This window comes from Bacillus sp. FSL L8-0528 (genome assembly GCF_038593085.1).
In the GTDB taxonomy this organism is placed as follows: domain Bacteria; phylum Bacillota; class Bacilli; order Bacillales; family Bacillaceae; genus Bacillus; species Bacillus paralicheniformis.
The window spans coordinates 3259451-3282041 of record NZ_CP151961.1 but is presented as its reverse complement, the minus strand read 5'-3'; the positions used below and the strand labels follow the sequence as shown (position 1 = coordinate 3282041).

The window sequence follows — 22591 nt, the reverse complement described above, 5'->3', positions numbered from 1 at the left end:
CCAAATGTTCTTTTTTAGGCGTTCGCAACTGAAATATTACGATACCATCCTTACGTATTGCCGTTTATCTTCATCCTGAATAACCACTCCAAGCTTTGCCAGGTCTTTGCGCAGAATTTTTGCCTCTTCATGTTTATTATCCAGTAAAGCTCGTTCTCTGGCTAAAAGTAGCGTATTGATATGCGAGGGAAAATCGGGGTGATCCGCAACCCAGCGTTGATACTCATTCTTAAAGGGATCTTCGTCTGCCCATTTATAGCCGTGATGTTTAAATGCACTTTCTGCAAGCGCTCTCTTTGATTCAAGTTGTTCACGGTACAATTCAGTGCCCTTATGACCAAGAACAACAAGATCCTTATTCTCAAGATAAACTGCAGAAATGTCTTTTTTCTCAATCACTTCTTCTTTCTCTTTAAACAACAGCTTCACGTTTTGATCAGAAATGAACACCTGAAGAATTTCAGTGAAAATATATTGTGAAAAAAATAGGCCGGCAACGATTCCGATAACTGCAGCGATAATTGAAACCCAGAAGCTGTTTAGTGACGTGATAAATTCCAAAGGCCCTTTAAAAGGAACGATCGGAATGGTCAGTACCCAATTGGCGATAACAGGCAAAAACCATCCAAGAACAGCTCCTAAAACCGGTGGAATGATCCAATATAAGGTTTTCTCTATTTTAGACAATCCAATAATCGTTTCCTGATTCAAAATCTTTCACTGCCTTTCATTACATGACTGACTGCTGTTTCCCATATTTTTTTATAATCCATCTCGATTCCTAAAATCATAAAGTTACCCAAATTATCAATGATCAGGGCAAGGGAGTGTGCATTCACTTTGGTGTTTTTAGAAGAGATGACACCGAGTTCGACACCGTAAGAAAGCAATGCTTCAAAACCTTCTAAAAATTGTTCCATGATAGATTTAAGTTTTTTCTCATATCTTGGTTTTTGTGCTGCACTTAAAACAAACTCGTGTACCACTTTTAAAGCAGGAGAGTTATGTTTATACTCTTCAAAATAGCGTACGCCGTCTGTTATTAATCGTTTTTTAAAGTTCTCCTTCGTGTACTCATTGATTGAAAAATATTCAGAGAAATTGTGATCATCAAATACAATGTGAAATAGATAATCGACCAGCTCTTCTTTAGAAGGGAAATAATAGTAAATAGCCGGTTTAGAAATGCCGACTTCCGATGCAATCATTGAAAGGCTCGTGCCTTTTAGGCCGTGTTGGGCAATAAGAGTAAATGCTGCTTCAACAATCGCATCTTGGGTGTTCATTTTCTTTTTCATTGAAATCATCCTTAGCATAATCTGTATATTTATTTTACTTACCGATAGGTAAAAAAGCAACTGTAATTTATGCTTTACATATTCTGTATTAACAGATGCTCCGTTTCAAAAGGATTAAAGCTTCTTTCACCTACTCTTGCCGTTACCCTTGCTGCCTTCAAAGGATTTATAAGCCGCAAAGCATATTTAGTATTGAGAAACGTATAATCGTTGGTATATCAAAGTTTATAGGATGTTTATGTTCGGAGTCTAAAAATATTTTATTCATATATCATAATGTCTTCACAACAAGGGGTGTTTGAATGGCAAGGGCATGGTGGAAAGAGGCAGTCGTCTATCAAGTATATCCGCGCAGTTTTATGGATTCGAACGGGGATGGCGTCGGAGATATCAACGGGATCAGAGAGAAACTTCCGTATATCAGGGAGCTCGGGGCAGATGCCATATGGATTTGTCCGGTCTTTGATTCTCCCAATGCCGATAACGGCTATGACATCAGGGATTATCAAAGCATCATGCCGGAATTTGGCACGATGGACGACTTTGACGCTCTGCTGACTGAAGCGCATCAGCTCGGAATGAAACTGATCATCGATCTCGTCATCAATCATACGAGCGATGAACATCCATGGTTTATCGAATCAAGGGCAGAGCGGAATTCCGGGAAGCGGGACTGGTATATTTGGCAAGACGGAAAGGACGGGAGCGAACCGAACAACTGGGAAAGCATATTCGGCGGCTCAGTCTGGACTTATGACGAAAAAACAGAGCAATATTATCTGCATCTGTTTCACGAAAAGCAGCCTGATCTGAATTGGGAAAACAGTGACATGCGAAGCGCTCTTTATGACATGATCAACTGGTGGCTTCAAAAAGGAATCGACGGGTTCAGAGTTGACGCGATTTCACACATTAAGAAAAAAGAAGGGCTGCCGGATCTGCCGAATCCGGAAGGGCTCTCTTTTGTGCCTTCATTTGCTTATCATATGAATGTCGACGGGATTATGGCGTTATTGCAGGATGTAAAAGAGAATACGTTCGCCGGGTATCCACATATCATGACAGTCGGCGAAGCAAACGGTGTCAGCGCTGAAGAAGCGGAGGACTGGGGTGGAGAACCAAACGGTATATTCAGCATGATTTTTCAATTTGAACACCTCGGGCTTTGGGATATTGAAGGCGGAGAACCCGATATCCCCGAACTCAAGCTGATTTTGTCAAACTGGCAATCTGCTCTTGAAGGAAAAGGCTGGAACGCGCTTTTTATCGAAAATCATGATCAGCCCCGGGCCGTTTCAGTTTGGGGAGATGACGGGAAATACAGAATAGACAGCGCAAAGGCCTTAGCTGCAATGTATTTTTTGATGAAAGGCACCCCGTTTATTTATCAAGGGCAGGAAATCGGAATGACAAACGCGATTTTCTTCGATATAGACGATTATGATGACGTCTCGATTAAAAATTATTACCGGATTCAAAAAGAAAAGGGCTGCTCACACGAAGACATCATGAAGGCGGTATGGAAAAAGAGCAGGGATCACGCGCGCACGCCGATGCAATGGACGGATCGGCCAAATGCCGGCTTTACTAAAGGGGCGCCGTGGCTGCTGATGAACGAAAATTACAAGCTGATCAATGTCGTTCATCAGCAGCATGACCCACGGTCGGTCTATCACTTTTATAAACGGTTAATCGCAATCAGAAAGCGGTATGACGTCTTCATCGACGGATCATATAAACTGCTTCTGCCTGAGGATCGGCAGATTTTTGCATACTTGCGAAAGCTTCGGGAAGAAACGGCCATCATGATCGTCAACCTTAGCGCGCGCCAGGCGTTTTACCATCATCCCGCATACCCGCTATGTACGGACGGACTGCTGCTGTCAAATGCGGATATCAACGCGCACAAGCACCTTACATCTTTCATGATGAGACCTTATGAGGCGCGTGTTTATTTGATCAGACAGGAAATCGGCGATTTGTAACGAATTGAGAAAGGGTGCCAAGAAAGGAGCGGATTCGTATGTTGAAAAAAATACAGATTCAAACAAACCGGCGCGATGAAATGCTTGATATTACAAATGACGTCCAAAGATTCATCTCAGAAAACGATGTTTCCAGCGGCGCTGTTATCGTCTACTGTCCGCATACAACGGCAGGCATTACGATCAATGAAAATGCCGACCCCGATGTCAAACGCGATATGCTGAGAAGATTCGATGAAGTGTATCCGTGGGAACATGAGCTTGACCGCCATATGGAAGGGAATACAGCGGCGCATTTGAAAGCGAGCACGGTCGGCGCATCGCAGCATATTTTGATTGAAGGAGGCAGGCTTGTCCTCGGGACTTGGCAGGGCATATATTTCTGCGAGTTCGACGGCCCGAGGCACCGGACGTGCTATTTTAAAATTTTAGCCGATTAAAAGGAGGAAATAAAAATGAATCAGTTCATGGAACGCCTCTCTTTGTCAAAGCCTGTGATCCAGGCGCCGATGGCGGGCGGACCGACAACGCCAAGGCTCGCCGCAGCCGTATCTGACAGCGGCGGCTTAGGCAGCCTTGCCTCCGGCTATTTGACGCCGGAAGTTCTTCGACAACAGATTCTGGAAACCAAAAAGCTGACATCAGCCCGGTTTCAAGTCAACCTCTTCATTCCTGAAAAACGGGAAAATGTCAGCCGGGAAAAATATGAAGGGTGGCAAAAGAAGATACCTTTGGCACGGTCGGCTTCACCCGTGCCAGAAGAGAAACACGACTGGGACGATTTTTACGAGAAAATCGAAATCATACTAAAGGAAGGGATCAGCGCCGTTTCATTTACGTTTGGCCCGCCGCCGGCCGATGCCGTCAAAGAACTGAAAGACCGAAACTGCTGTTTAATGGGCACCGCCGTTTCGGTTGAAGAAGCCTTGATGCTTGAAGAATTGGGGATGGATGTCATCGTTGTTCAAGGAAGTGAAGCTGGCGGCCACAGGGGGGCCTTCTTGAAAACGAAGGGAGAGCCCGCTGTCGGCTCGATGGCTTTAATTCCCCAAGCGGCAGATCATGTGTCGGTTCCGGTTATCGCAGCGGGCGGCATTTTTGACAAAAGAGGTGTTGCTGCAGCTTTTGCCCTCGGCGCACAGGGCGTTCAAATCGGTACCGCTTTTTTGACGTGCGAAGAAAGCGGAACACACCCTGCCTACAAACAAAAATTGTTCGAAGCGGTTGAAACCGACACAAGTCTGACCCGTTTGTTCTCAGGGAAGCCGGCAAGAGGCATCGTCAATCAGTGGATGGAAGACAGACGCCATGAAGAAGCTGAAGCGCTGCCTTATCCTCTGCAAAACACGCTGACACAGCCGATGAGAAAACAGGCGAAGCTTGACGGGAATACGGATAACATGTCACTGTGGGCCGGACAGAGCGTGCGGGCCTCCGTCCGGCTAACGACGGTCAAGGAGCTGATGGATCAGCTTGTGCCGGCTGATGTGCTATCTGATCATTTGAATTAATGCCGGAATATCAACCCGCGTCACTTGGGAAAGCAGATAGGCGGACGTCTGTGCATGAGGCTTTCTCAGCCCGTTCAGTTTTTCAATGATCGTTTCGCCGCTTAAGATCCCCAGACCGTGTGCCGCATAGAGATTATTTTCAAGTAAAATAGCATTTTCTCCGCGCCACTGCGGTCTTGAGGGATCGAATTCAGGGTTCTTGAAATACAGGCAGTCTCCCGGAAGGTAGTCGTTTCCTTTATCCGTATAAATCGGCAGCCGCTCATAATGCCAATCGTATAAAATGATCCTTTGATAATTCCGGTCAAATGTCTGGTCGCCGATCGTTTTGAGAAGCGCCATATAAAAAATGATGACAATCGCAGTCGCGCACTCAAAAGCATAAGAAGGGCCGCTTTCAAAAATATTTCGAATCGCCTTTGAAGCCGGTGCCCTGTACTTCAACTCCAAAGCCCCCTCAGGCGTCACCCTCCAAAACTCTTCATTCCCGTATGTCTTTGAAAAGGTGGCAAACTTCGCTCCGCTGTTGATCAGCTCTCTGGCCGATTTGACGGTATGCTCTCTGAATCTCAGCTCAAATAACAGCTCTAAGATTGAACCGTATCTATATCCGGACGGCATGGCCAGCATCCGGTTGGCGATGCCTCTCTGCGTCTGACTGACATTCAGTTTTTCGATATCCTCAGGACGGAGCCAGTAGCCCGAAACACTTATCATAGGATACACCCTTTTCCTTTTTTATTAGCGTATGCCTGATGCTTGGGCAGGAAAACGGTCTAATTTTCCGCTTTTTTTATTTAAAAAATAGACCCCGTCTCCGATAAAAGTAGAGAAAGGGGAATCACACATGAAAAAGCTTTTAAATTGGACGAAACGTCCTTCTATTTCTAAAAAATTAATTTTCTCATTTATATTCATTTTAACAATTCCGATTTTGGTTCTTTCGGTTACTTCATATTTTACGGCCAGCAGCACGCTCGAGGATGAGATTTTGAGAAGTGCGAAAGACAATATCGATGAACTGAACGACATCATTCAACAAGATATCGGCAGCAAGGAGACTTCTATTGCGTATTTCAGCGAATGGATTGATCAAAAAGCGTACAAAGAGAAAGGGCAGACTGCCATTAAACAACGGTTTGAGCAGTTTGCAAAACAGAATCCCGATGTTGAACTCGTCTTCACCGGATCGGAAGATAGTGTTTACGCACAATATCCGAATGCTCCACTGCCTGACGGGTATGACCCGGTAGAACGTGACTGGTATAAACAGGCTGTCCAGGAAAAAGGAAAAACGATTGTAACTGAACCTTATAAGTCTGCATCAACAGGCCATATGGTCGTCACGATAGCCAAGCAGAATAAAGACGGTTCTGGGGTCGTCGCCCTTGACTTGAACATTGACAAGCTGATCAAATCGGCAAACAGCATCAGCATCGGAAAAACTGGCTATGCATTCATCATCGGTGAAGGGAAAACGTATGTCGCCCATCCGAAAATAAAAGCCGGCACAGATGCAGAAGCTGATCTGACAGAGCAAATGTTCAGCAAAGAGAGCGGCTTGTTCACCTTCAATGAAAAAGGCAAAGAAAAGAAAACGGTCTTCACGACAAACAAACTAACCGGCTGGAAAATCGGCGGAAAGATGAACACAGCGGAGATTAAAGACGCTGCCCAGCCAGTGCTTCACATGGCAGTCATGACATTGGCAGGCGCGATTATTCTCGGCGGCATCCTTGTTTACTTTATCGTCCGCGCGATCAGCAAGCCTTTAAATCAACTCGTCTCTTCTGCAAAAAGCATCAGCGAAGGAGATCTGACACAAAAAATCGATGTCCGCTCAAGAGACGAATTCGGCCAGCTGGGCACAAGCTTCAATGAAATGGCTGACTCATTGCGCTCTCTGATCAGCACGATTCAAGAATCGGTCGACAATGTGGCGTCTTCTTCAGAGCAGCTGACGGCAAGCGCGGACCAGACAAGCAAAGCGACCGAGCACATTACATTAGCCATCGAGCGGTTCTCAAGCGGCGCTGAAAGTCAAAATGAAAAAGTCGAAGCGAGCTCCCAGCGGCTCAGCCAAATGAATGAGAAGCTGAATGAAATTGCAGGCGTGTCAGAATCGATTACAGAATCCTCGGGTAAATCGACGGAAATTGCCGAAACAGGCGGAGAGCTCGTCCAACAAACCGTCGGGCAGATGAATTCGATCAACAGGTCCGTCAGACAGGCCGAACAGGTTGTCAAAGGGCTTGAAGCGAAATCGAAAGATATCACCGCGATCCTGCGCGTCATAAACGGAATCGCCGATCAAACGAATTTGCTGGCGCTGAACGCCGCCATCGAGGCAGCGCGGGCCGGCGAATCAGGCAGAGGATTCTCGGTTGTCGCTGAAGAAGTCAGAAAGCTTGCGGCCCAATCAGCAGGATCGGCAAAAGAAATCGAAGCGCTGATTCAGGATATCGTCAAGGAAATCGAACATTCGCTCAACATGTTCAAATCGGTCAACCAAGAAGTACAGTCAGGACTCGAAATTACGGAAGAAACGGAAACGAGTTTTAAACATATTTACGACATGACAAACGAAATCGCGGGCAAGCTGCAGACGATGAACGCCGCCGTAGAGCATTTATCAACAGGTTCTCACGAAATATCCGACGCGGTCGAAGAGATCGCCGACGTATCGCGTGAAAGCTCTGCCGGCATTCAAGACATCGCTGCTTCAGCGGAAGAACAGCTGGCTTCCATGGAAGAAATCAGCTCATCCGCTGCGACGCTCGAACAAATGGCTGAAGAACTGCGCGACTTAACGAAAAAGTTTACAATTTGATGAAAAGAGGCTGCTTGTCAGCCTCTTTTTTCAGCCCTTTTTTTAAGAATCTTCAGAAATACTTTTTAAAGTTTTTTAATATGCAAAAGTAAATGAAAGCTCCGATATTAGTTTCATAATCTAGAAGCTAAAGGAGTTATATCAAATGAAAAAGGTATTGGACTGGCTTAAACGTCCGTCTATCTCAAAAAGGCTGTTTTTCAGCTTTATATTGGTTTTAACTTTGCCGATTTTGGCCTTATCCTATAGTGCGTACCAAACGGCGGGAAGCTCTCTTGAAACGGAAATCATGAGAAGCGCGCGCGATAATGTCGAACAGCTGAATGAGATCATAGACCAGAATATCGGAAAGAAAGAGCAGGCCGTCTCCTTTTTCAGCGGCTGGGTGAATGAAAAGCTTTATCAAGGAAAAGGGAACGCATCACTTGTCGAAAGATTCGAGCAGTACGCCAAGCTGAACCAGGATGTAGAAGCGATCTACACAGGTTCAAAAGACGGCAGGTTCATCCGCTATCCCGCTGAAAAAATGGCGAAAGATTATAACCCGGCGGATAGGGACTGGTATAAGCAAGCCGTTGAAAATAAAGGAAAAGCGATCATCACAAACCCTTATAAAACGGCGTCAACCGGAACGATGGTCATCACGATTGCAAAGCAGACGGAGGACGGCTCAGGGGTTGTTGCCGTTAACATGAAAATCGATGAACTTATCAAAGCGACCGAACGCGTCAACATCGGAAAAAGCGGCTTTGCGTTTATCTCAAGCAATGATAAAAAATATGTCGCCCATCCGAAGATCGAAGCCGGAACCGAAGGCAAAGGCGACTGGGTTGCACAAATGTACGGCAGTGAAAAAGGTGATTTTCAATATACATTTGAAGGAAAAGAAAAGAGAATGGCCTTCACGACGAACAAGCTGACCGGCTGGAAAATCGGCGGAACGATGTTCACTGATGAGATATCAGAGGCCGCTCAGCCTGTCTTCCACATGGCGATCATCATTTTGGCAGCCGCGATCGTGCTCGGCGGGATTCTCATCTACTTCATTATCCGCGGAATCAGCAAGCCGTTAAGCGAGCTCGTGTCATCCGCAAAGAGCATCAGCGGCGGCGACTTGACGCAAAAAATCGCAGTCCGTTCAAAAGACGAATTCGGTCAGCTCGGTACAAGCTTTAATGAAATGGCCGAATCGCTGCGCTCTTTAATCAGCGTCATTCAATCATCAGTTGACAATGTAGCTTCTTCATCTGAAGAGCTTCATGCAAGCGCAGAGCAGACAAGCAAAGCGACTGAGCATATTACAATGGCCATTGAACAGTTTTCTGACGGTAATGAAAGCCAGAAAGAAAAAGTCGAAGCAAGCTCGCATCAGCTGAATGAAATGAACGACGGGTTATATGACATGTCGAAAACATCAGCCGCGATTACCGATGCGTCGCTGAAATCGACTGAGATTGCAGGCAAAGGGGAAGAGCTTGTTCAAAAGACGGTCGGTCAAATGAACTCGATCGATCGGTCTGTCAAGCAAGCGGAAGCGGTTGTCAAAGGGCTCGAAGCCAAATCAAAAGACATCACAAGCATTTTGCGCGTGATTAACGGAATCGCCGATCAAACGAATCTGCTCGCGCTCAATGCCGCGATCGAAGCGGCAAGGGCCGGGGAATCGGGCCGCGGCTTCTCGGTAGTGGCTGAAGAAGTCAGGAAGCTCGCCGCACAATCCGCCGGTTCGGCGAAGGAAATTGAACATTTAATTCAGGAAATCGTCAAGGAAATCGACAACTCCCTGAACATGTTCAAATCGGTCAATCATGAAGTACAGTCAGGACTTCGAATCACAGATGAAACAGAGACAAGCTTCAAAACGATTTACGATATGACCAATGATATCGCAGGCAAGCTGCAGACGATGAATGCCGCTGTCGAACAATTGACGCAAGGTTCCCGCCAAGTCGCGGGCGCGGTCGAAGAAATCGCTAATGTATCGAAAGAAAGTTCGGCAAGCATTCAGGACATCGCTGCTTCAGCCGAGGAACAGCTCGCTTCTATGGAAGAGATCAGCGCTTCCTCCACCACATTGGCGGAGCTGGCTGAAGAACTGCGTGATTTGACACGGAAATTTAAGATTGAATAGCTTTAAAACATCCGGTTTTCCTCCGGATGTTTTTTTAGTTATTTTAGACTATAAAAAGTTATAAAATGCGTATAAAAACTTTTAAAAGAATCCGATATTAGAAATATAACAGAAAAGAGGAGTCAACAATTCTATGTCAAATATTATAAATTGGGTGAAACGTCCCTCTATTGCAAAGAAATTAATTCTTTCATTCTTGCTTATTTTAACCGTTCCAATCATCGTCCTCTCCTATAGCGCGTATCAAACGGCAAGCAGTACGCTTGACGGAGAAATCATGGACAATGCGCGCGAAAACGTTAATCAGCTGAACGAAATCATCAATCAGAATATCAGCCAGAAAACAAACGCCATGTCCTATTTCAGCGGGTTCATTAAAGAAAACTCTTTTAAAGGAAAAGAAAGCGACGCTTTAAAAGTGAAATTCGAACAGTTCGCTAAGCTCCATCCCGATGTTGAAGGGATCTTTACCGGATCAAAGGACGGAAAGTTCATCCGCTACCCGGATCAGGAAATGCCGAGCGGATATAATCCGGTAGAGCGGGACTGGTATAAAAAAGCCGCCGAACACAAGGGCGAAGTCATTATTACAGACCCTTACAAAACAGCGTCAACCGGAACGATGGTTATCACCATCGCCAAGATGCATGAAGACGGATCCGGCGTGGTCGCCGTCAATATGAAAATCGAAGAGCTCATTAAAGCGACAGAACGCGTGACCATCGGGAAAAAAGGCTTTGCCTTTATCACCAGCGCTGATAAAAAGTTTGTCGCCCACCCGAAACATGATGCGGGCTCAGATATCGAAGGCAGCTGGGTTGAAAAAGTATACGCCAATGACAAAGGAACAATCAAATATACGCTTGACGGCGAAAAGCAGATGGCATTTGCGACCAATAAACTGACCGGCTGGAAAATCGGCGGAACCATGTATATCACTGAATTAAAAGAAGCATCACAGCCTGTGTTGAATGCAGCTTTGATTACGTTGGGCGTCAGCATCATCATCGGTGTGCTTCTTATGATTTTCATCATCAGATCGATCACAGGTCCTCTCCGCGAACTCGTTTCCTCTGCGAAAAGCATCAGCGGAGGCGACTTGACGCAAAAAATCACTGTCCGTTCAAAAGATGAAATCGGACAGCTCGGATCAAGCTTCAACGAAATGGCCGAATCGCTGAGCTCTTTAATCAGCGTCATTCAGACATCGGTTGAAAACGTCGCTTCTTCGTCAGAGCAGCTGACCGCGAGCGCGGATCAGACAAGCAAGGCGACAGAACATATTACATCTGCGATCGAACAATTTTCAAACGGAAACGAAAGCCAAAATGAGAAAGTGGAAATCAGTGCGCAGCAACTGGCTGACATGAACAGCCGATTGCATGAAATGTCCAAAGTCTCAGCATCGATTACAGAATCATCTATTCAATCGACGGACATTGCCGGTACAGGCGGAGAGCTTGTTCAAAAAACGGTCGGACAAATGAATTCCATCGATCATTCCGTTAAACAAGCAGAATCCGTCGTGAAAGGACTTGAAAGCAAATCAAAAGACATAACGGCAATCCTGCGGGTGATCAACGGTATCGCAGACCAGACGAATCTGCTCGCGTTGAACGCTGCAATTGAAGCCGCAAGAGCCGGTGAAGCCGGGAGAGGGTTTTCAGTAGTTGCCGAAGAGGTGCGCAAACTGGCTGAGCAATCCGCGTCATCGGCAAAAGAAATCGAGGCGCTCATTCAGGAAATCGTCAATGAGATCGGAAAGTCGCTGGACATGTTCCAGGACGTCAACCGTGAAGTACAGTCGGGACTTACCATCACAGATGAAACAGATACAAGCTTTAAACAGATTTATGACATGACAAACGAAATCGCGGGCAAGCTGCAGACGATGAATGCGGCAGTTGAAGAGCTGTCAGAAGGATCACAGCAAGTCGCGGGAGCGGTTGAAGAAATTGCAGACGTATCGCGTGAAAGCTCAGGAAGCATTCAAGACATCGCCGCTTCTGCTGAAGAACAGCTCGCTTCAATGGAGGAAATCAGCTCTTCTGCGGCTACGCTTGAACAAATGGCTGAAGAACTGCGCGATTTGACGAAAAAATTTAAGATTGACTAAACATCAGGCTGCCGGCAATCCGGCAGCCTTTTGCGCGGGAAAAGCATTTTTAAAAATGAACGGGGAAGGGTATAAATAGGTTTAAACAGACTGTCATCTATCGTACACTAGTTGTACAGGAGGGGATAAATCATGCGACTGGAAGGCAAGAAAGTGATCGCGCTTGTCAGCGATGAATTCGAAGATTTAGAACTGTGGTATCCAGTTTTAAGGTTGAGGGAAGAAGGAGCGATCGTACATTTCATTGGTGAAAAAGCGGATCATGAATATAAGGGCAAATACGGCGTGCCTGCTGTCTCCGATTATGAGCTGAAAAGCGTGAACATTGAGGAATACGACGCAGTTCTGGTTCCGGGAGGCTGGGCGCCTGACAAGCTCAGAAGATATCCCGAGGTACTGGAGATGATTCGGTGGTTCAACGAAAGGAAGAAGCCCATCGGACAAATCTGCCATGCCGGCTGGGTGCTGATTTCTGCAGGAATATTGGAAGGCAGGAAGGTTACAAGCACACCGGGGATTAAAGACGATATGGAAAATGCCGGAGCGGTATGGGTGAATGAAGCAGCGGTCATCGACGGTCATATCGTGTCAAGCCGCCGCCCGCCGGACTTGCCGATCTATGTCAAAGCCTTTGCCGATCTTTTGGCGCAATCCTAAAACAGACGGGCCGCCCGTTCATTCGAGTCGAGGCGGCTCATTTGTTACTTTTGATCAGCGGGGAAAACGAGACCGATCTGTTTGCGCGCTTCATCCATGACCGCCAAGGTGTCTATAGAGCGTTCAAACGTGTTAAGCGAAGACTCGATCCGCCCTTGTTTCATTAAATTGATGAATTCCTCTGTTTCATAAAACATGGCCGGTTTATCATCAGGCAGGGTAAGATGTTCAACCCGTCCGTCCCGATAGCGGATGTCGACTTTTTCAGGGCGGTGGATTTTATCGATGACGATAGAGCCTTCCTCCCCTTGTATTTCAGCAGGAGTGAAGGAATTGGAGATTTTCGAGTGCATCAAAACGGCTTCGTGCTCCTCGTATTTTAACAGCACCGTTCCTTCACCGTCCGCCCCCGACTCAAGGATCAGCCCGTTCGCTTTGATTTCGAGAGGCTTGCCGAACAGGACGATTGCGGGATGGACGCAATAGACGCCGATATCCATTAGGGAACCGTTCGATAAAGTCGGATTAAATGCGTTTAAGACGGTTCCGTTTCTATAGGCGTCATAGCGGGAAGAGTATTGACAGTAGCTGGCTGTAAAACGGCGGACTTTGCCGATTTTGTGCAGGTTGCGTCCGATGTTTTTAAAATTCGGAAGAAACGTCGTTTTCATCGCTTCCATAAATGTCACGCGGTGTTCCTGCGCTGTTTTTACCATTTCTTCCGCTTCTTTGGCATGGGACGCAAGCGGTTTTTCGCACAGGACGTGCTTTCCGCTTTTCATGAATGTGACGGCCTGTTCTTTATGTAAAGAGTTGGGACTTGCGATATATACCGCATCAATAACATCGCTCTCAGCCATTTCGCCGATATCGGTAAAAACCGCCTCGGCCCCGTATTTTTGCGCGAATTCACGTCCGCGCTCCCCGCTCCTTGAATATACCGCGGTTAATTGAAAGTCGCCGATCAAACGGGCCGCTTCAAGAAACCGGTCGGTGATCCAATTTGTTCCGACTACCCCGAACCGTATCATACTATTTCCCCTTTCAGATGTAGGATATGTTTATTATACAGTGTTTGCTTTTGCCGGTGAAAGACAAAAACCCGGAAACACCGGCGTATATGTATATCATCAACAAACGTTTGCAAGCGGAAAAAAAGACCAATAGCAATGATTTTATTTTTAGTATGAGGAGTAATAGTGTACAATTTAATGTATAAAACCAACGTTAATGGAGGATCGCCATGGACTCTTTGAATATGTGGGGCGGCAGATTTAAGAAGTTTTTTTTAGACAATAAATTCGTCCTGTTTCTGCTCGTTCTGCTCTTGATCGGATTGAACATCCTTGTATTTACAAAAGCATCGTTTATTTTCACGCCTTTCATCGTTCTTATAGAAACCATCGCCCTGCCAGTCGTGCTGACAGGTGTCGTTTATTATTTGTTAAATCCGATCGTTGATTTTCTAGAGCGGAAAAATGTGAAAAGGATTTATTCGATTCTTCTTCTCTATATTGTGATCATCGGTCTGATCACGATTTTGATCGTCTCCGTTATCCCGCTATTAAGGGAACAGATCACAAGCCTTGTCGATAATTTCCCAAGGTATGTCCACATTGTGGAAGACCAAATTAAACAGCTGATCGGAAGCCAGTTTTTTAATCAGGTCCAGCAGACGCTGAACATCAATCTGACCGATTTGGCAAGCAAATTATCCGATCAGGCCACCACAATTTTAAACAGCACATTTACCGGAGTGGGAACGTTCATAGGCGCTGTTACAGAAGTCGTGATTTCAATTGTGACCGTGCCGTTTATCCTGTTTTACTTATTGAAAGATGGTAAAAAACTGCCGCTCTTTATATTGAAGCTCGTACCGGTCCGCTTGCGGGAACAGACGTATGTGATGATGTCCGAGATGAATCACCGGCTCAGTTCGTATATCAGGGGGCAGATCATCGTCAGCTTCTGTATCGGCTGCCTATTGTTTATCGGATATATGATCATCGGTCTTGATTACGCTTCTCTATTGGCCCTTGTGGCGGCGTGTACGAGCATCGTTCCGTATCTCGGACCGACGATTGCGATCACGCCGGCAATCATTATTGCCCTGGTTACTTCCCCGTTTATGCTTGTGAAGCTGATCATCGTATGGACTGTGGTGCAGCTGTTTGAAGGAAAATTTATTTCGCCGCAAATTATGGGAAAAAACCTGCACATCCATCCGGTAACGATCATCTTTGTGCTGCTGACGGCAGCCAAGCTGTTCGGCGTGATCGGCGTCATTCTCGCCATCCCCGGATACGCGGTCATCAAAGTGGTGGTCACGCATTTGTTTGAATGGTTTAAACAGCGTTCACACCTTTATGAAAAAAACGAAGAAGTCTAAATCCCGCTTGCATAATCGGCTTTTAAAGGCGATATAAATAGTTTATTAGAGGACAAGTTTTATGAAGCGAAAGGAATGACATATGAATATTTGGGATATTTTTGTCGCCATCATACTCGGAATTGTTGAAGGATTAACAGAATATGCCCCTGTTTCGTCAACAGGGCATATGATCATTGTTGACGACGTCTGGCTGAAATCGAAAGAACTGCTCACGCCTGAGGCGGCGAATACCTTTAAAGTCGTGATTCAGCTCGGCTCCATCCTCGCTGTCGCCATCGTATTTAAAGACCGGATTCTCAACCTCTTAGGTGTGAAGAAAAACATGACGGAAGAGCAAAAATCGGGAAACCGCCTTTCCATTGCCCAAATCGCTGTAGGACTTGTTCCCGCCGCTGTGCTCGGCTTTTTATTCGAAGACTATATTGATCAGTACCTGTTTTCCGTACACACCGTTGCGGTCGGTCTCATCGCCGGCGCGGTGCTGATGCTCGGGGCCGACTGGATTAACCGGCGCACGGAGACGACAGATTCGGTTGACCGGATGACGTATAAGCAGGCGCTCGGTATGGGGCTGTTTCAATGTCTGGCGCTCTGGCCGGGCTTCTCGCGCTCGGGTTCGACGATTTCGGGCGGTGTTATTCTCGGCTTGAACCACAGAGCGGCCGCCGATTTCACCTTCATCATGGCGATTCCGATCATGATGGGAGCCAGCCTGCTCTCTTTAATTAAAAACTGGGCATATTTAAGTGCAGACCTGCTTCCTTTCTTTATTACAGGGTTTATCAGCGCTTTTATTGTCGCTCTTTTTGTCGTCCGCTTTTTCCTCAGGCTGATCAATAAGATCAAGCTTGTCCCGTTTGCCATCTATCGCATCATTTTAGGGCTTCTTCTGTTCATTTTGTTTCTGTAAAATTACGAACCGATTTCCAGCTGGAAATCGGTTTTTATTATAGGTGAAAAGAATGATATCCTATTATTTCCCACTATAAAATTGCCTGCCAACTTACTATACTAGTAAGAGGGAGGAGATATTGAAATGTTTATTATCGCATGTCTATTGATTATCTTAGGTTTAATGCCTATTTTTTATAAAGCGAACCACAATACAAAAGATGTGAAAGCCAACACGATTTCGGTCGAGCGCGTCCAGGCTCCCGCTTTAAAGAAAAAGCTGAACATTCTTCATCTGTCTGATCTTCATTTAGAAAACATTTCGATTTCACCTGAACAGATTCTTGAACTTGCCAATAAAAAACGAGTGGATCTCATTGCTTTAACAGGAGATTTTCTTGATAGGAAACGAAATATACCAAAGCTTGCAAACTACTTAAAAGCTTTGCAAAAACTAAAGCCGGCATACGGGATGTACGCTGTATTCGGCAACCATGACTACGTATTGAAAGGTGAACACTTTCGGAAGCTGAAACGTGTGCTGGAAGATAACGGATGCATCACCCTTCGAAATCAGCATGTCTCGATTGAAGTGGAAGGTGAGGCACTCAACATTATCGGGATTGATGATTACAGCACGAAGCGAAGCGATATTGCCGCTTCATATAAAGAGCTGAAGGAAGGGTACAACCTTGTATTGACGCATGATCCGAACGTTGTGCTTGATATGCAGGAATTTCACTTTGACTATCTTCTGTCAGGACACTTTCACGGCGGTCAGATTCATTGGCCGAAGCCTTATCATCTTCTGAAGATGGGAAAGCTTGTGCGAATGAATATGATTAAAGGTCTTCACTATCATCATGACAAACCGTTTTATATCAGCGAGGGATTGGGCCAGACGGGAGCGAATATCCGCATTGGAAGCCGTCCGGAAATGACGTTCCATCACATTTCATAAAAAGAAGAGGCTGTTCCTGTTTTGAGGGATCAGTCTCTTTTTTTGTTATTTCTGCAGATAGGACTTGAACAATTTTTCTTTCGAGATAAACAAATATTGGGAAGGAGGGATTTTACGAAGAGAAAATTGCTTTGTTGTTAAATATAAAATCGGAATCTGCGTCAGTTTTTTAAAGACTCTGTAAAACTGGTTTGCGGGCTCAACGGCTTCAAAACCGAGCCTTTCAACGCCTTTATGCAGTGTGGTAATGCCGATGATGCCTTTGATTTGGTCTGTCCGGTGATGGTTTTTAACATATTCGGCCAGGATCGGCATTGAAAAGTACGCCTTTTGATAAATGAGGATGCCTCTTCTGACAGCGCTCTCAATATTTTGTAGCTCTTTAATCAGCTTAATATTATGCAGATGAATTTTGATCAGAACATCGTTATTCTTAATAACCGTCCCATCGCTTAACACCACATCGATCCCTTTGTACCTTGTGAGACGGACGCGAAAAATGCTCGATTTCGTTTGGTCAATGAGTGTCAGTCTTGAAAAAAAATAATAAAACGGGTCAATTACACTCCAAATTGACAAAAAACAGTTTCTCAAGTCGCCACTTTCCTTTCCTGAAAAAATACACTTATATTTTGGCTGGATATTTGAAAAATATAAATGGAAAACATTTTTCTTCTGAAATGGAGGATGGAGATGACAAAGATTCTGATTTTCCCTTTTTTAAGCATTTCCACCGGTCATCATCACGTTGCTGATTCGCTGCAGGCAGAACTGCTTCTCAAATCCCATCAATGTGAAAAAATCGACATTTTTTCACATGCTTATCGGCGGCTTGAAAAAGCCTCCTCTGCGGCGTATTTGTCATGGATTCAGTATTTTCCGAAAGTCTACAGCTCGGTCTATCATCTCCTGGCGTGCGGGCGCCATCAAACGGCGAAGCGCCACCTCTTGTATGAGGTGATCTTTTTGAAAGACATGCAGCAGATCATTGCAGAAAAAAAGCCTGACATCGTGTTCTGTACGCATGCATTGCCCTCCTATTTGCTGAACCGCTTAAAAGGCCAATTTCCCGACATGAAAGTGGTCAATGTCTATACCGATTTTTTCGTCAACCGAATTTGGGGAAGAGAAAAGATTGATTATCATTTTGCGCCGATCAAAGATATCAAAGAACAGCTGATCGCAGAAGGCGTTGATGAAGAGAAGATTTTTCTGACCGGAATACCCGTGCACCGTTCCTATAAAACGGAGAGAAATCCTGAGCAGGACGGGGACAAAAAAGCGGTTTGCAACATCCTCATAACCGGCGGAAGCATGGGGGTGGGCGGTATTTTTAAGCTCGTGCAGGAGCTGTCGCCGAATGGGGATGTCGCATACCAAATACTATGCGGAAAAAACCGAAAGCTCTACCGGTATGTTCATGATTTAAACAATCCATACATTACAGCGCTGCCTTATATCGAAAGCAAAGCAGAAATGAACCGCTTATACGGGGAGGCGTCGGGCATTATTACGAAGCCCGGCGGCGTCACGATCAGCGAGTGCATTGAAAAACAGCTCCCTGTTTTCATCTATCATGCGCTGCCCGGACAGGAAGAGATGAATCTCGATATTCTGAAAAAGAAAAACCTTGTCATCGAACTGAATCAGCAAAAACAGCAGCCGATTGAACAGCAGCTGCTTTCCTTTTTCCGTTCGGATGAAGACATCAGGCGCTATCAAATGAGCGTCGATCAATATTTGCGCGAAAAATCGGACCGTGATTTCAGCGATATTTTAGACGGGATCATTCATAACCGGAGCGGTTTAGGGAATGCTCACGTATAAGGGAGGAGGAAGAACGATGTCTGAGAGCAGCAAGAAATCAGTCGTCATGTTGCTGATCGATTCATTAATGGATGAACCGCTCAAAGAAGCCGTGAAAAACGGACAGGCTCCTGGACTGCAATATTTACTGGAAAACGGGCGTTATGTGCCTGATATGATCAGCCCTTTTCCGACGATGTCTGTCAATGTCGACAGCACATTGCTTACAGGGGTGTACAGCGACCAGCACAAAGTGCCTGGCCTTGTGTGGTACAACGCGAAGGAAAAACGGATTATCAATTATGGCAGCCACATTCGAGAGCTTCTGAAATTAGGCATCAAACAATCCTCCAGAGACGTCTTTTACAATCTGAATCAGGTTCATTTAAGCCAACAGGTGAAGACGCTTCACGAAGAGCTTGACGAAAAAGGAATCGAAACGTGCTCGATCAATGCGCTCTTGCACAGGGGGAGCCGGGACGGCTATTTGCAGATTCCCTTTCTTTTTTCAATGATTTCCGGATTAAACCGGTCAGTCAAAATCAACGCATCCCAGCTGTTTTCGTACGGCGGTTTTTCCAAAGTGAATCCGGCCAACCGCTCGCTTTTCAAAAAATTCGGTTTTAACGACCGATTTTCAACCAATGAATTGGTCTATCTGATTCAAACAAACAAAGTACCGCCTCTTGCGCTCGTCTATTTTCCCGATCTCGACCAGCACGTGCATAAACACGGGAGGAACGACGCAGCGGGGGTGGCGAAAGCCGACCGGCATGTTCAAAGGATTTTAGACAGTTTTTCGTCATGGGAAGCCGCTTTAAAGGATCACATTTGGATCGTGATGGGGGACAACGGACAGGCCTGGATCAGCGGCAATAAAAAAGAAGCATTGATTGATTTGAGAAGCCTTTTGGACGCCTTTCGCATTGTGAAATTAAAGAAAGGTGTGACGGCCGATGACGACATCGTTCTTGCAGTTAACGAAAGAATGGCGTTCATCTATTCGCTCGATAAAGCGAAGCTTCCGCTCAAGAGGATAGCGGACATTCTGCAAAAGGACGAACGGATCGACATCATCTGCTGGAAAAATGAAGCGGATTCAATTGAGGCCGTTTCGGGGGAGCAGCACGGGAAGCTCACATTTCGGCCGGGAGGCAAATGCACGGACGAATTTGGACAAACGTGGACGCTGGAAGGGGATGTAAACATTCTCGATTTGACAGTCGAACGGAACTGCATTTCATACGGGAAATTTCCTGATGCGCTGGCGAGACTGTACACTTCATTTTTTTCTCATGAAGGCGACTATTTGATCGCCAATGCAAAGCCTGGATACGAATTTATCGGCGAAGGGTCGCCGACGCATGTCGGAGGAGCCAGCCACGGTGCATTGCACAAGCAGGACTCCCTCGTATCCATGATCATCACCGGAACCGATACAAAGCCGGCATACAATCGTCTTGTCGACGTGAAAGAATGGATTCTCGATTTAGTCAAATCACTGGGAACGGGGCAATAACTAACCCCCTCTCCAGTGATTATGACGGCTGTCTGATGCCTTTGACAAATGCTGCAAGCGCCGAAGCGATCATCACAAATAGTGAGACTGTTTTTATGATCGCCTGTAAGAGTGCATGTTCTACGACGATATTGGAGTGCACACATAAAGCCAAAATAAATATGGCAATCAATAATCCGTATTTTTCTCTCATAACCGTTTCTCCTTTCGGGCCGTCATCCTCCAAAGAACAGGTCGAGAATGTTTCCGGCGGTTGAAGATTGTTTATTGTACAGCTCCGAATACCCGCAGTTTTTGCAATAAACGACGAGAAAACGGTTATGCTGCACATCGAAAAATTTTGACAGGCCGGTGCCGGTCGTCGCGATTTCTTTTTGCCCCGCATCTGTGCTTCCGCACTTGATACATCCTCTATGTTCACGCATAGCGCTTCTCCTTTCACGATGTAAAATCCAACCAACTTCATTATAATGGAATGTTCTTCAAAAGAAAATATTTCTCAGGAAATGACCGGCCGGAAAAGAGGGGGAAAACAGACTGATTCTTTTTGCTTATAAAAATCTCTCGAAGATCGGTAATTTTATGTTTCTGTCGAAAAAAACAATCCTTTTAACCTATTCAATCGTCTAGGACCATCCTGTAAGATAAACCTATTACAATATCATCCACTACAGGAAAATAGTTTTTATTGACTAGGATAAATGAAAGGGGAAGCTGCTTTGAGCGAAGGTTTTTGGGATTCAGTAGGCAACTTTTTGCACATATCCTACACGGAAAATGAACGAAAACGCGACGAGTATAAAAATTTATACGACTTTTTATCTGATAAAGAAAGCGATGTCAAGACGAAATTAGCAGAAATTGATGCAAGTTTAAAGGCATACCACAGCAATCTCCCGGACTTGAAAATCCCTTCCCACGAATTTGAGGATACACGCCATGAAAAAGATGCCAAGCTGAAGGAATTGGTCAAGCATTTTAAAGATATGGTCGATGACATTCAAAGCGCCAAGACGAAGGCGCAAAGCAAGTGGGAGTATTATAAAGCAAAAGCTGAAGCTGAAGAGAAAAAGGCGTAGAGGAGGAACAGCCGAGTCATGGACGGATATGGATACTATAACTATCAAGCCGCGAATCCGAAAGTAAGCGGAGAGACTGTGAAAATTTCACACAATGGAACAATAAAAGCGCATTCCCATGCGAAAGCGATCGAAAAACATGTCGGCGACTCGCTGAAAATAGCAAAGGAATTGAAAGCGTATGTCGAAAGCGGAAAATGGAGCGGAAAAACCCGCGACGCATTTTTAAGCTACCTTGAGCTGATTATCGAATTGAATGCCGACATGAAAGACGCCTTGAAAGATCATACGGCTGCATTAGATGCGCTGCAAATGCACATCGACGATTTTTCAAAGCTCAGTGAAGTGCAGGAGATCAAAAACTTATAACAGGGAAGGAGAATGACATGCAGGTGAAAGCAGATACGCTGTCGGCGGCAGAACTGTATGTTTTAGCAGGAGCAGCCGGAGTTTCCTACATATTCGGTCTTCCGGAACGCGAACAGCTGGCCTTGGTCGAGCCGGATTGTGCAATAAAAGCAAAGGACAGCCTGATTGAAAAAGGCATTCTTTTAAAGGAAGGCAAGCTGACCAAGACCGCTTTTTTTCTGATTAAGCTGCTGCAACATTACCAAGAAAGCGGAGAATACGTGCGCTTTAATAACGTGATGTGCGCATTTCTGCCGGACGACGAGGAGCGCGTTATCGCCCTGACTGAAATAAGCCCGGGCAAAGGGTACACATTAGATTATGTGGAAAAGCGCGAAGTTTATTTATCGCTCATTTCAAAGGTGTCATTTTTAGTAAGGGAGCCGCGTGATCAAGACCGCGCCTTTTTGACAAAACCGATGAGCGCCGCTGAAAAAGCGGAAGTCAGGGCAATGAATCTTGATGAAAAAGAAGTTCTTGCTGTGGAAACGTTCAAGCTAGCCTCACAGCAAAAACCGGCAGACCCCGGCTTCCAGACGACAACACTTTACTTTACAAAAGGCGAAGACTTCATCTCGGTTGATCCTTTAAATGATCGATATGAATGGATCAGCCTTTATATCATGAACAACCGGATCTATGATGCACTGCAGATCAATTTCAGAGCAGGGAGGGCGATGATATGAATGCAGAAGGCGGAGCAGGAGGCGGCGGTACAAACATCCATCTCGAGTTTGAAGAAATGATCACCATTTCCAATAAGCTGAAAAGCATCTGCGATATTTATACAGAAGGGGTTCAGAAGGAAATCAAAAACCTCTCAGAATCCGATTTTTATAAAGCCGGACAAGCATCAAAAGCGATTGAAAGCTACGCGGATATTCTCGGAAAGACGATGGAGCTGTTTGATAATTACTGTATAGCTTCCCACATTGTCAGTTATGCGATGGAGAAAATGTATGAAACAGATAAAGAGCTCCAAAAACTCTACAAGATTCAGAAATAGA

23 protein-coding genes are annotated in these 22591 nt (G+C 45.4%); 16 read left to right on the top strand and 7 right to left on the bottom strand.

What is annotated here, in order from left to right; translation table 11 throughout:
• Window positions 1-36: 36 nt before the first annotated feature.
• Both MHI30_RS16760 and MHI30_RS16755 read right to left on the bottom strand, forming a co-directional pair.
• Window positions 37-711, bottom strand: coding sequence for a 50S ribosomal protein L29 (locus MHI30_RS16760; protein WP_075751254.1), 675 nt, complete (start codon window positions 709-711; stop codon window positions 37-39).
• Complete coding sequence (locus MHI30_RS16755) at window positions 708-1298, bottom strand: TetR/AcrR family transcriptional regulator (protein ID WP_075751253.1); 591 nt, start codon at window positions 1296-1298, stop codon at window positions 708-710. The genes MHI30_RS16760 and MHI30_RS16755 overlap by 4 nt, the downstream gene beginning before the upstream one ends.
• Window positions 1299-1600: 302 nt before the next feature.
• On the opposite strand from MHI30_RS16755, the gene MHI30_RS16750 reads away from it, so the two are divergent.
• From MHI30_RS16750 to MHI30_RS16740, 3 genes are read left to right on the top strand one after another with little or no spacing between them, the layout of a single operon-like run.
• Window positions 1601-3283 (top strand): alpha-glucosidase, encoded by a 1683-nt coding sequence (locus tag MHI30_RS16750; RefSeq protein ID WP_075751252.1) that lies wholly within the window; start codon window positions 1601-1603, stop codon window positions 3281-3283.
• 38 nt (window positions 3284-3321) lie between these two features.
• Window positions 3322-3723, top strand: coding sequence for a secondary thiamine-phosphate synthase enzyme YjbQ (locus MHI30_RS16745; RefSeq protein ID WP_075751251.1), 402 nt, complete (start codon window positions 3322-3324; stop codon window positions 3721-3723).
• 15 nt (window positions 3724-3738) lie between these two features.
• Window positions 3739-4794 (top strand): nitronate monooxygenase, encoded by a 1056-nt coding sequence (locus MHI30_RS16740; RefSeq protein ID WP_075751250.1) that lies wholly within the window; start codon window positions 3739-3741, stop codon window positions 4792-4794.
• Here MHI30_RS16740 and MHI30_RS16735 read toward each other — a convergent pair.
• Window positions 4774-5511, bottom strand: a complete 738-nt coding sequence (locus MHI30_RS16735; RefSeq protein WP_075751249.1) for a protein-glutamine gamma-glutamyltransferase — start codon at window positions 5509-5511, stop codon at window positions 4774-4776. The two genes, MHI30_RS16740 and MHI30_RS16735, sit on opposite strands and share 21 nt — an antisense overlap.
• Window positions 5512-5641: 130 nt before the next feature.
• On the opposite strand from MHI30_RS16735, the gene MHI30_RS16730 reads away from it, so the two are divergent.
• The 4 genes from MHI30_RS16730 (at window position 5642) to MHI30_RS16715 (ending at window position 12528) form a co-directional block, all read left to right on the top strand.
• On the top strand, window positions 5642-7624 hold the full coding sequence (locus MHI30_RS16730; RefSeq protein ID WP_075751248.1) for a methyl-accepting chemotaxis protein: 1983 nt from the start codon (window positions 5642-5644) through the stop codon (window positions 7622-7624).
• 145 nt (window positions 7625-7769) lie between these two features.
• Window positions 7770-9755, top strand: coding sequence for a methyl-accepting chemotaxis protein (locus tag MHI30_RS16725; protein WP_075751247.1), 1986 nt, complete (start codon window positions 7770-7772; stop codon window positions 9753-9755).
• 133 nt (window positions 9756-9888) lie between these two features.
• A complete protein-coding gene (locus MHI30_RS16720) occupies window positions 9889-11871 on the top strand; it encodes a methyl-accepting chemotaxis protein (protein ID WP_145699655.1) in 1983 nt (660 codons plus the stop codon).
• Window positions 11872-12003: 132 nt separating this feature from the next.
• Window positions 12004-12528: a type 1 glutamine amidotransferase domain-containing protein gene (locus MHI30_RS16715; RefSeq protein WP_065643711.1), complete on the top strand. Its 525-nt coding sequence runs from the start codon at window positions 12004-12006 to the stop codon at window positions 12526-12528.
• Between the two features lie 44 nt (window positions 12529-12572).
• Here the strand turns inward: MHI30_RS16715 and MHI30_RS16710 are convergent, their stop codons facing one another.
• Window positions 12573-13559: a Gfo/Idh/MocA family oxidoreductase gene (locus MHI30_RS16710; protein WP_075751246.1), complete on the bottom strand. Its 987-nt coding sequence runs from the start codon at window positions 13557-13559 to the stop codon at window positions 12573-12575.
• 212 nt (window positions 13560-13771) lie between these two features.
• Here MHI30_RS16710 and MHI30_RS16705 point away from each other — a divergent pair, with 212 nt between their 5' ends.
• From MHI30_RS16705 to MHI30_RS16695, 3 genes are all read left to right on the top strand, one after another.
• Window positions 13772-14917: an AI-2E family transporter gene (locus tag MHI30_RS16705; protein ID WP_075751245.1), complete on the top strand. Its 1146-nt coding sequence runs from the start codon at window positions 13772-13774 to the stop codon at window positions 14915-14917.
• A gap of 82 nt (window positions 14918-14999) precedes the next feature.
• Window positions 15000-15830 (top strand): undecaprenyl-diphosphate phosphatase, encoded by an 831-nt coding sequence (locus MHI30_RS16700; RefSeq protein WP_075751244.1) that lies wholly within the window; start codon window positions 15000-15002, stop codon window positions 15828-15830.
• A 126-nt stretch (window positions 15831-15956) separates the two neighbouring features.
• Window positions 15957-16772: a metallophosphoesterase gene (locus MHI30_RS16695; RefSeq protein WP_154495516.1), complete on the top strand. Its 816-nt coding sequence runs from the start codon at window positions 15957-15959 to the stop codon at window positions 16770-16772.
• A 45-nt stretch (window positions 16773-16817) separates the two neighbouring features.
• On the opposite strand, the gene MHI30_RS16690 is transcribed toward MHI30_RS16695, so the two are convergent.
• Window positions 16818-17366, bottom strand: coding sequence for a hypothetical protein (locus tag MHI30_RS16690; RefSeq protein ID WP_075751243.1), 549 nt, complete (start codon window positions 17364-17366; stop codon window positions 16818-16820).
• 99 nt (window positions 17367-17465) lie between these two features.
• On the opposite strand from MHI30_RS16690, the gene MHI30_RS16685 reads away from it, so the two are divergent.
• Entirely contained in the window at window positions 17466-18599 is a 1134-nt protein-coding gene (locus MHI30_RS16685) for a glycosyltransferase (protein WP_075751242.1), read from the top strand.
• Between the two features lie 16 nt (window positions 18600-18615).
• Complete coding sequence (locus tag MHI30_RS16680) at window positions 18616-20097, top strand: alkaline phosphatase family protein (protein WP_075751241.1); 1482 nt, start codon at window positions 18616-18618, stop codon at window positions 20095-20097.
• Window positions 20098-20116: 19 nt separating this feature from the next.
• Here the strand turns inward: MHI30_RS16680 and MHI30_RS16675 are convergent, their stop codons facing one another.
• Together MHI30_RS16675 and MHI30_RS16670 are read right to left on the bottom strand one after the other, a co-directional pair.
• Window positions 20117-20290 carry a hypothetical protein gene (locus MHI30_RS16675; protein ID WP_020452736.1) on the bottom strand — a complete coding sequence of 58 codons (174 nt, stop codon included), beginning with the start codon at window positions 20288-20290 and terminating at the stop codon, window positions 20117-20119.
• 22 nt (window positions 20291-20312) lie between these two features.
• Entirely contained in the window at window positions 20313-20522 is a 210-nt protein-coding gene (locus tag MHI30_RS16670; RefSeq protein ID WP_075751240.1) for a zinc ribbon domain-containing protein, read from the bottom strand.
• A 294-nt stretch (window positions 20523-20816) separates the two neighbouring features.
• Between MHI30_RS16670 and MHI30_RS16665 the strand changes: the two genes are divergently transcribed.
• Genes MHI30_RS16665 through MHI30_RS16650 form a run of 4 tightly spaced genes read left to right on the top strand, consistent with a single transcriptional unit; the run spans window position 20817 to window position 22590 of the window.
• Window positions 20817-21176, top strand: a complete 360-nt coding sequence (locus MHI30_RS16665) for a hypothetical protein (protein WP_075751819.1) — start codon at window positions 20817-20819, stop codon at window positions 21174-21176.
• A gap of 18 nt (window positions 21177-21194) precedes the next feature.
• Complete coding sequence (locus MHI30_RS16660; protein WP_075751239.1) at window positions 21195-21545, top strand: WXG100 family type VII secretion target; 351 nt, start codon at window positions 21195-21197, stop codon at window positions 21543-21545.
• A gap of 17 nt (window positions 21546-21562) precedes the next feature.
• On the top strand, window positions 21563-22270 hold the full coding sequence (locus MHI30_RS16655; protein ID WP_003184719.1) for a DUF5081 family protein: 708 nt from the start codon (window positions 21563-21565) through the stop codon (window positions 22268-22270).
• A complete protein-coding gene (locus MHI30_RS16650) occupies window positions 22267-22590 on the top strand; it encodes a hypothetical protein (RefSeq protein WP_003184717.1) in 324 nt (107 codons plus the stop codon). The genes MHI30_RS16655 and MHI30_RS16650 overlap by 4 nt, the downstream gene beginning before the upstream one ends.
• Window position 22591 lies beyond the last annotated feature (1 nt).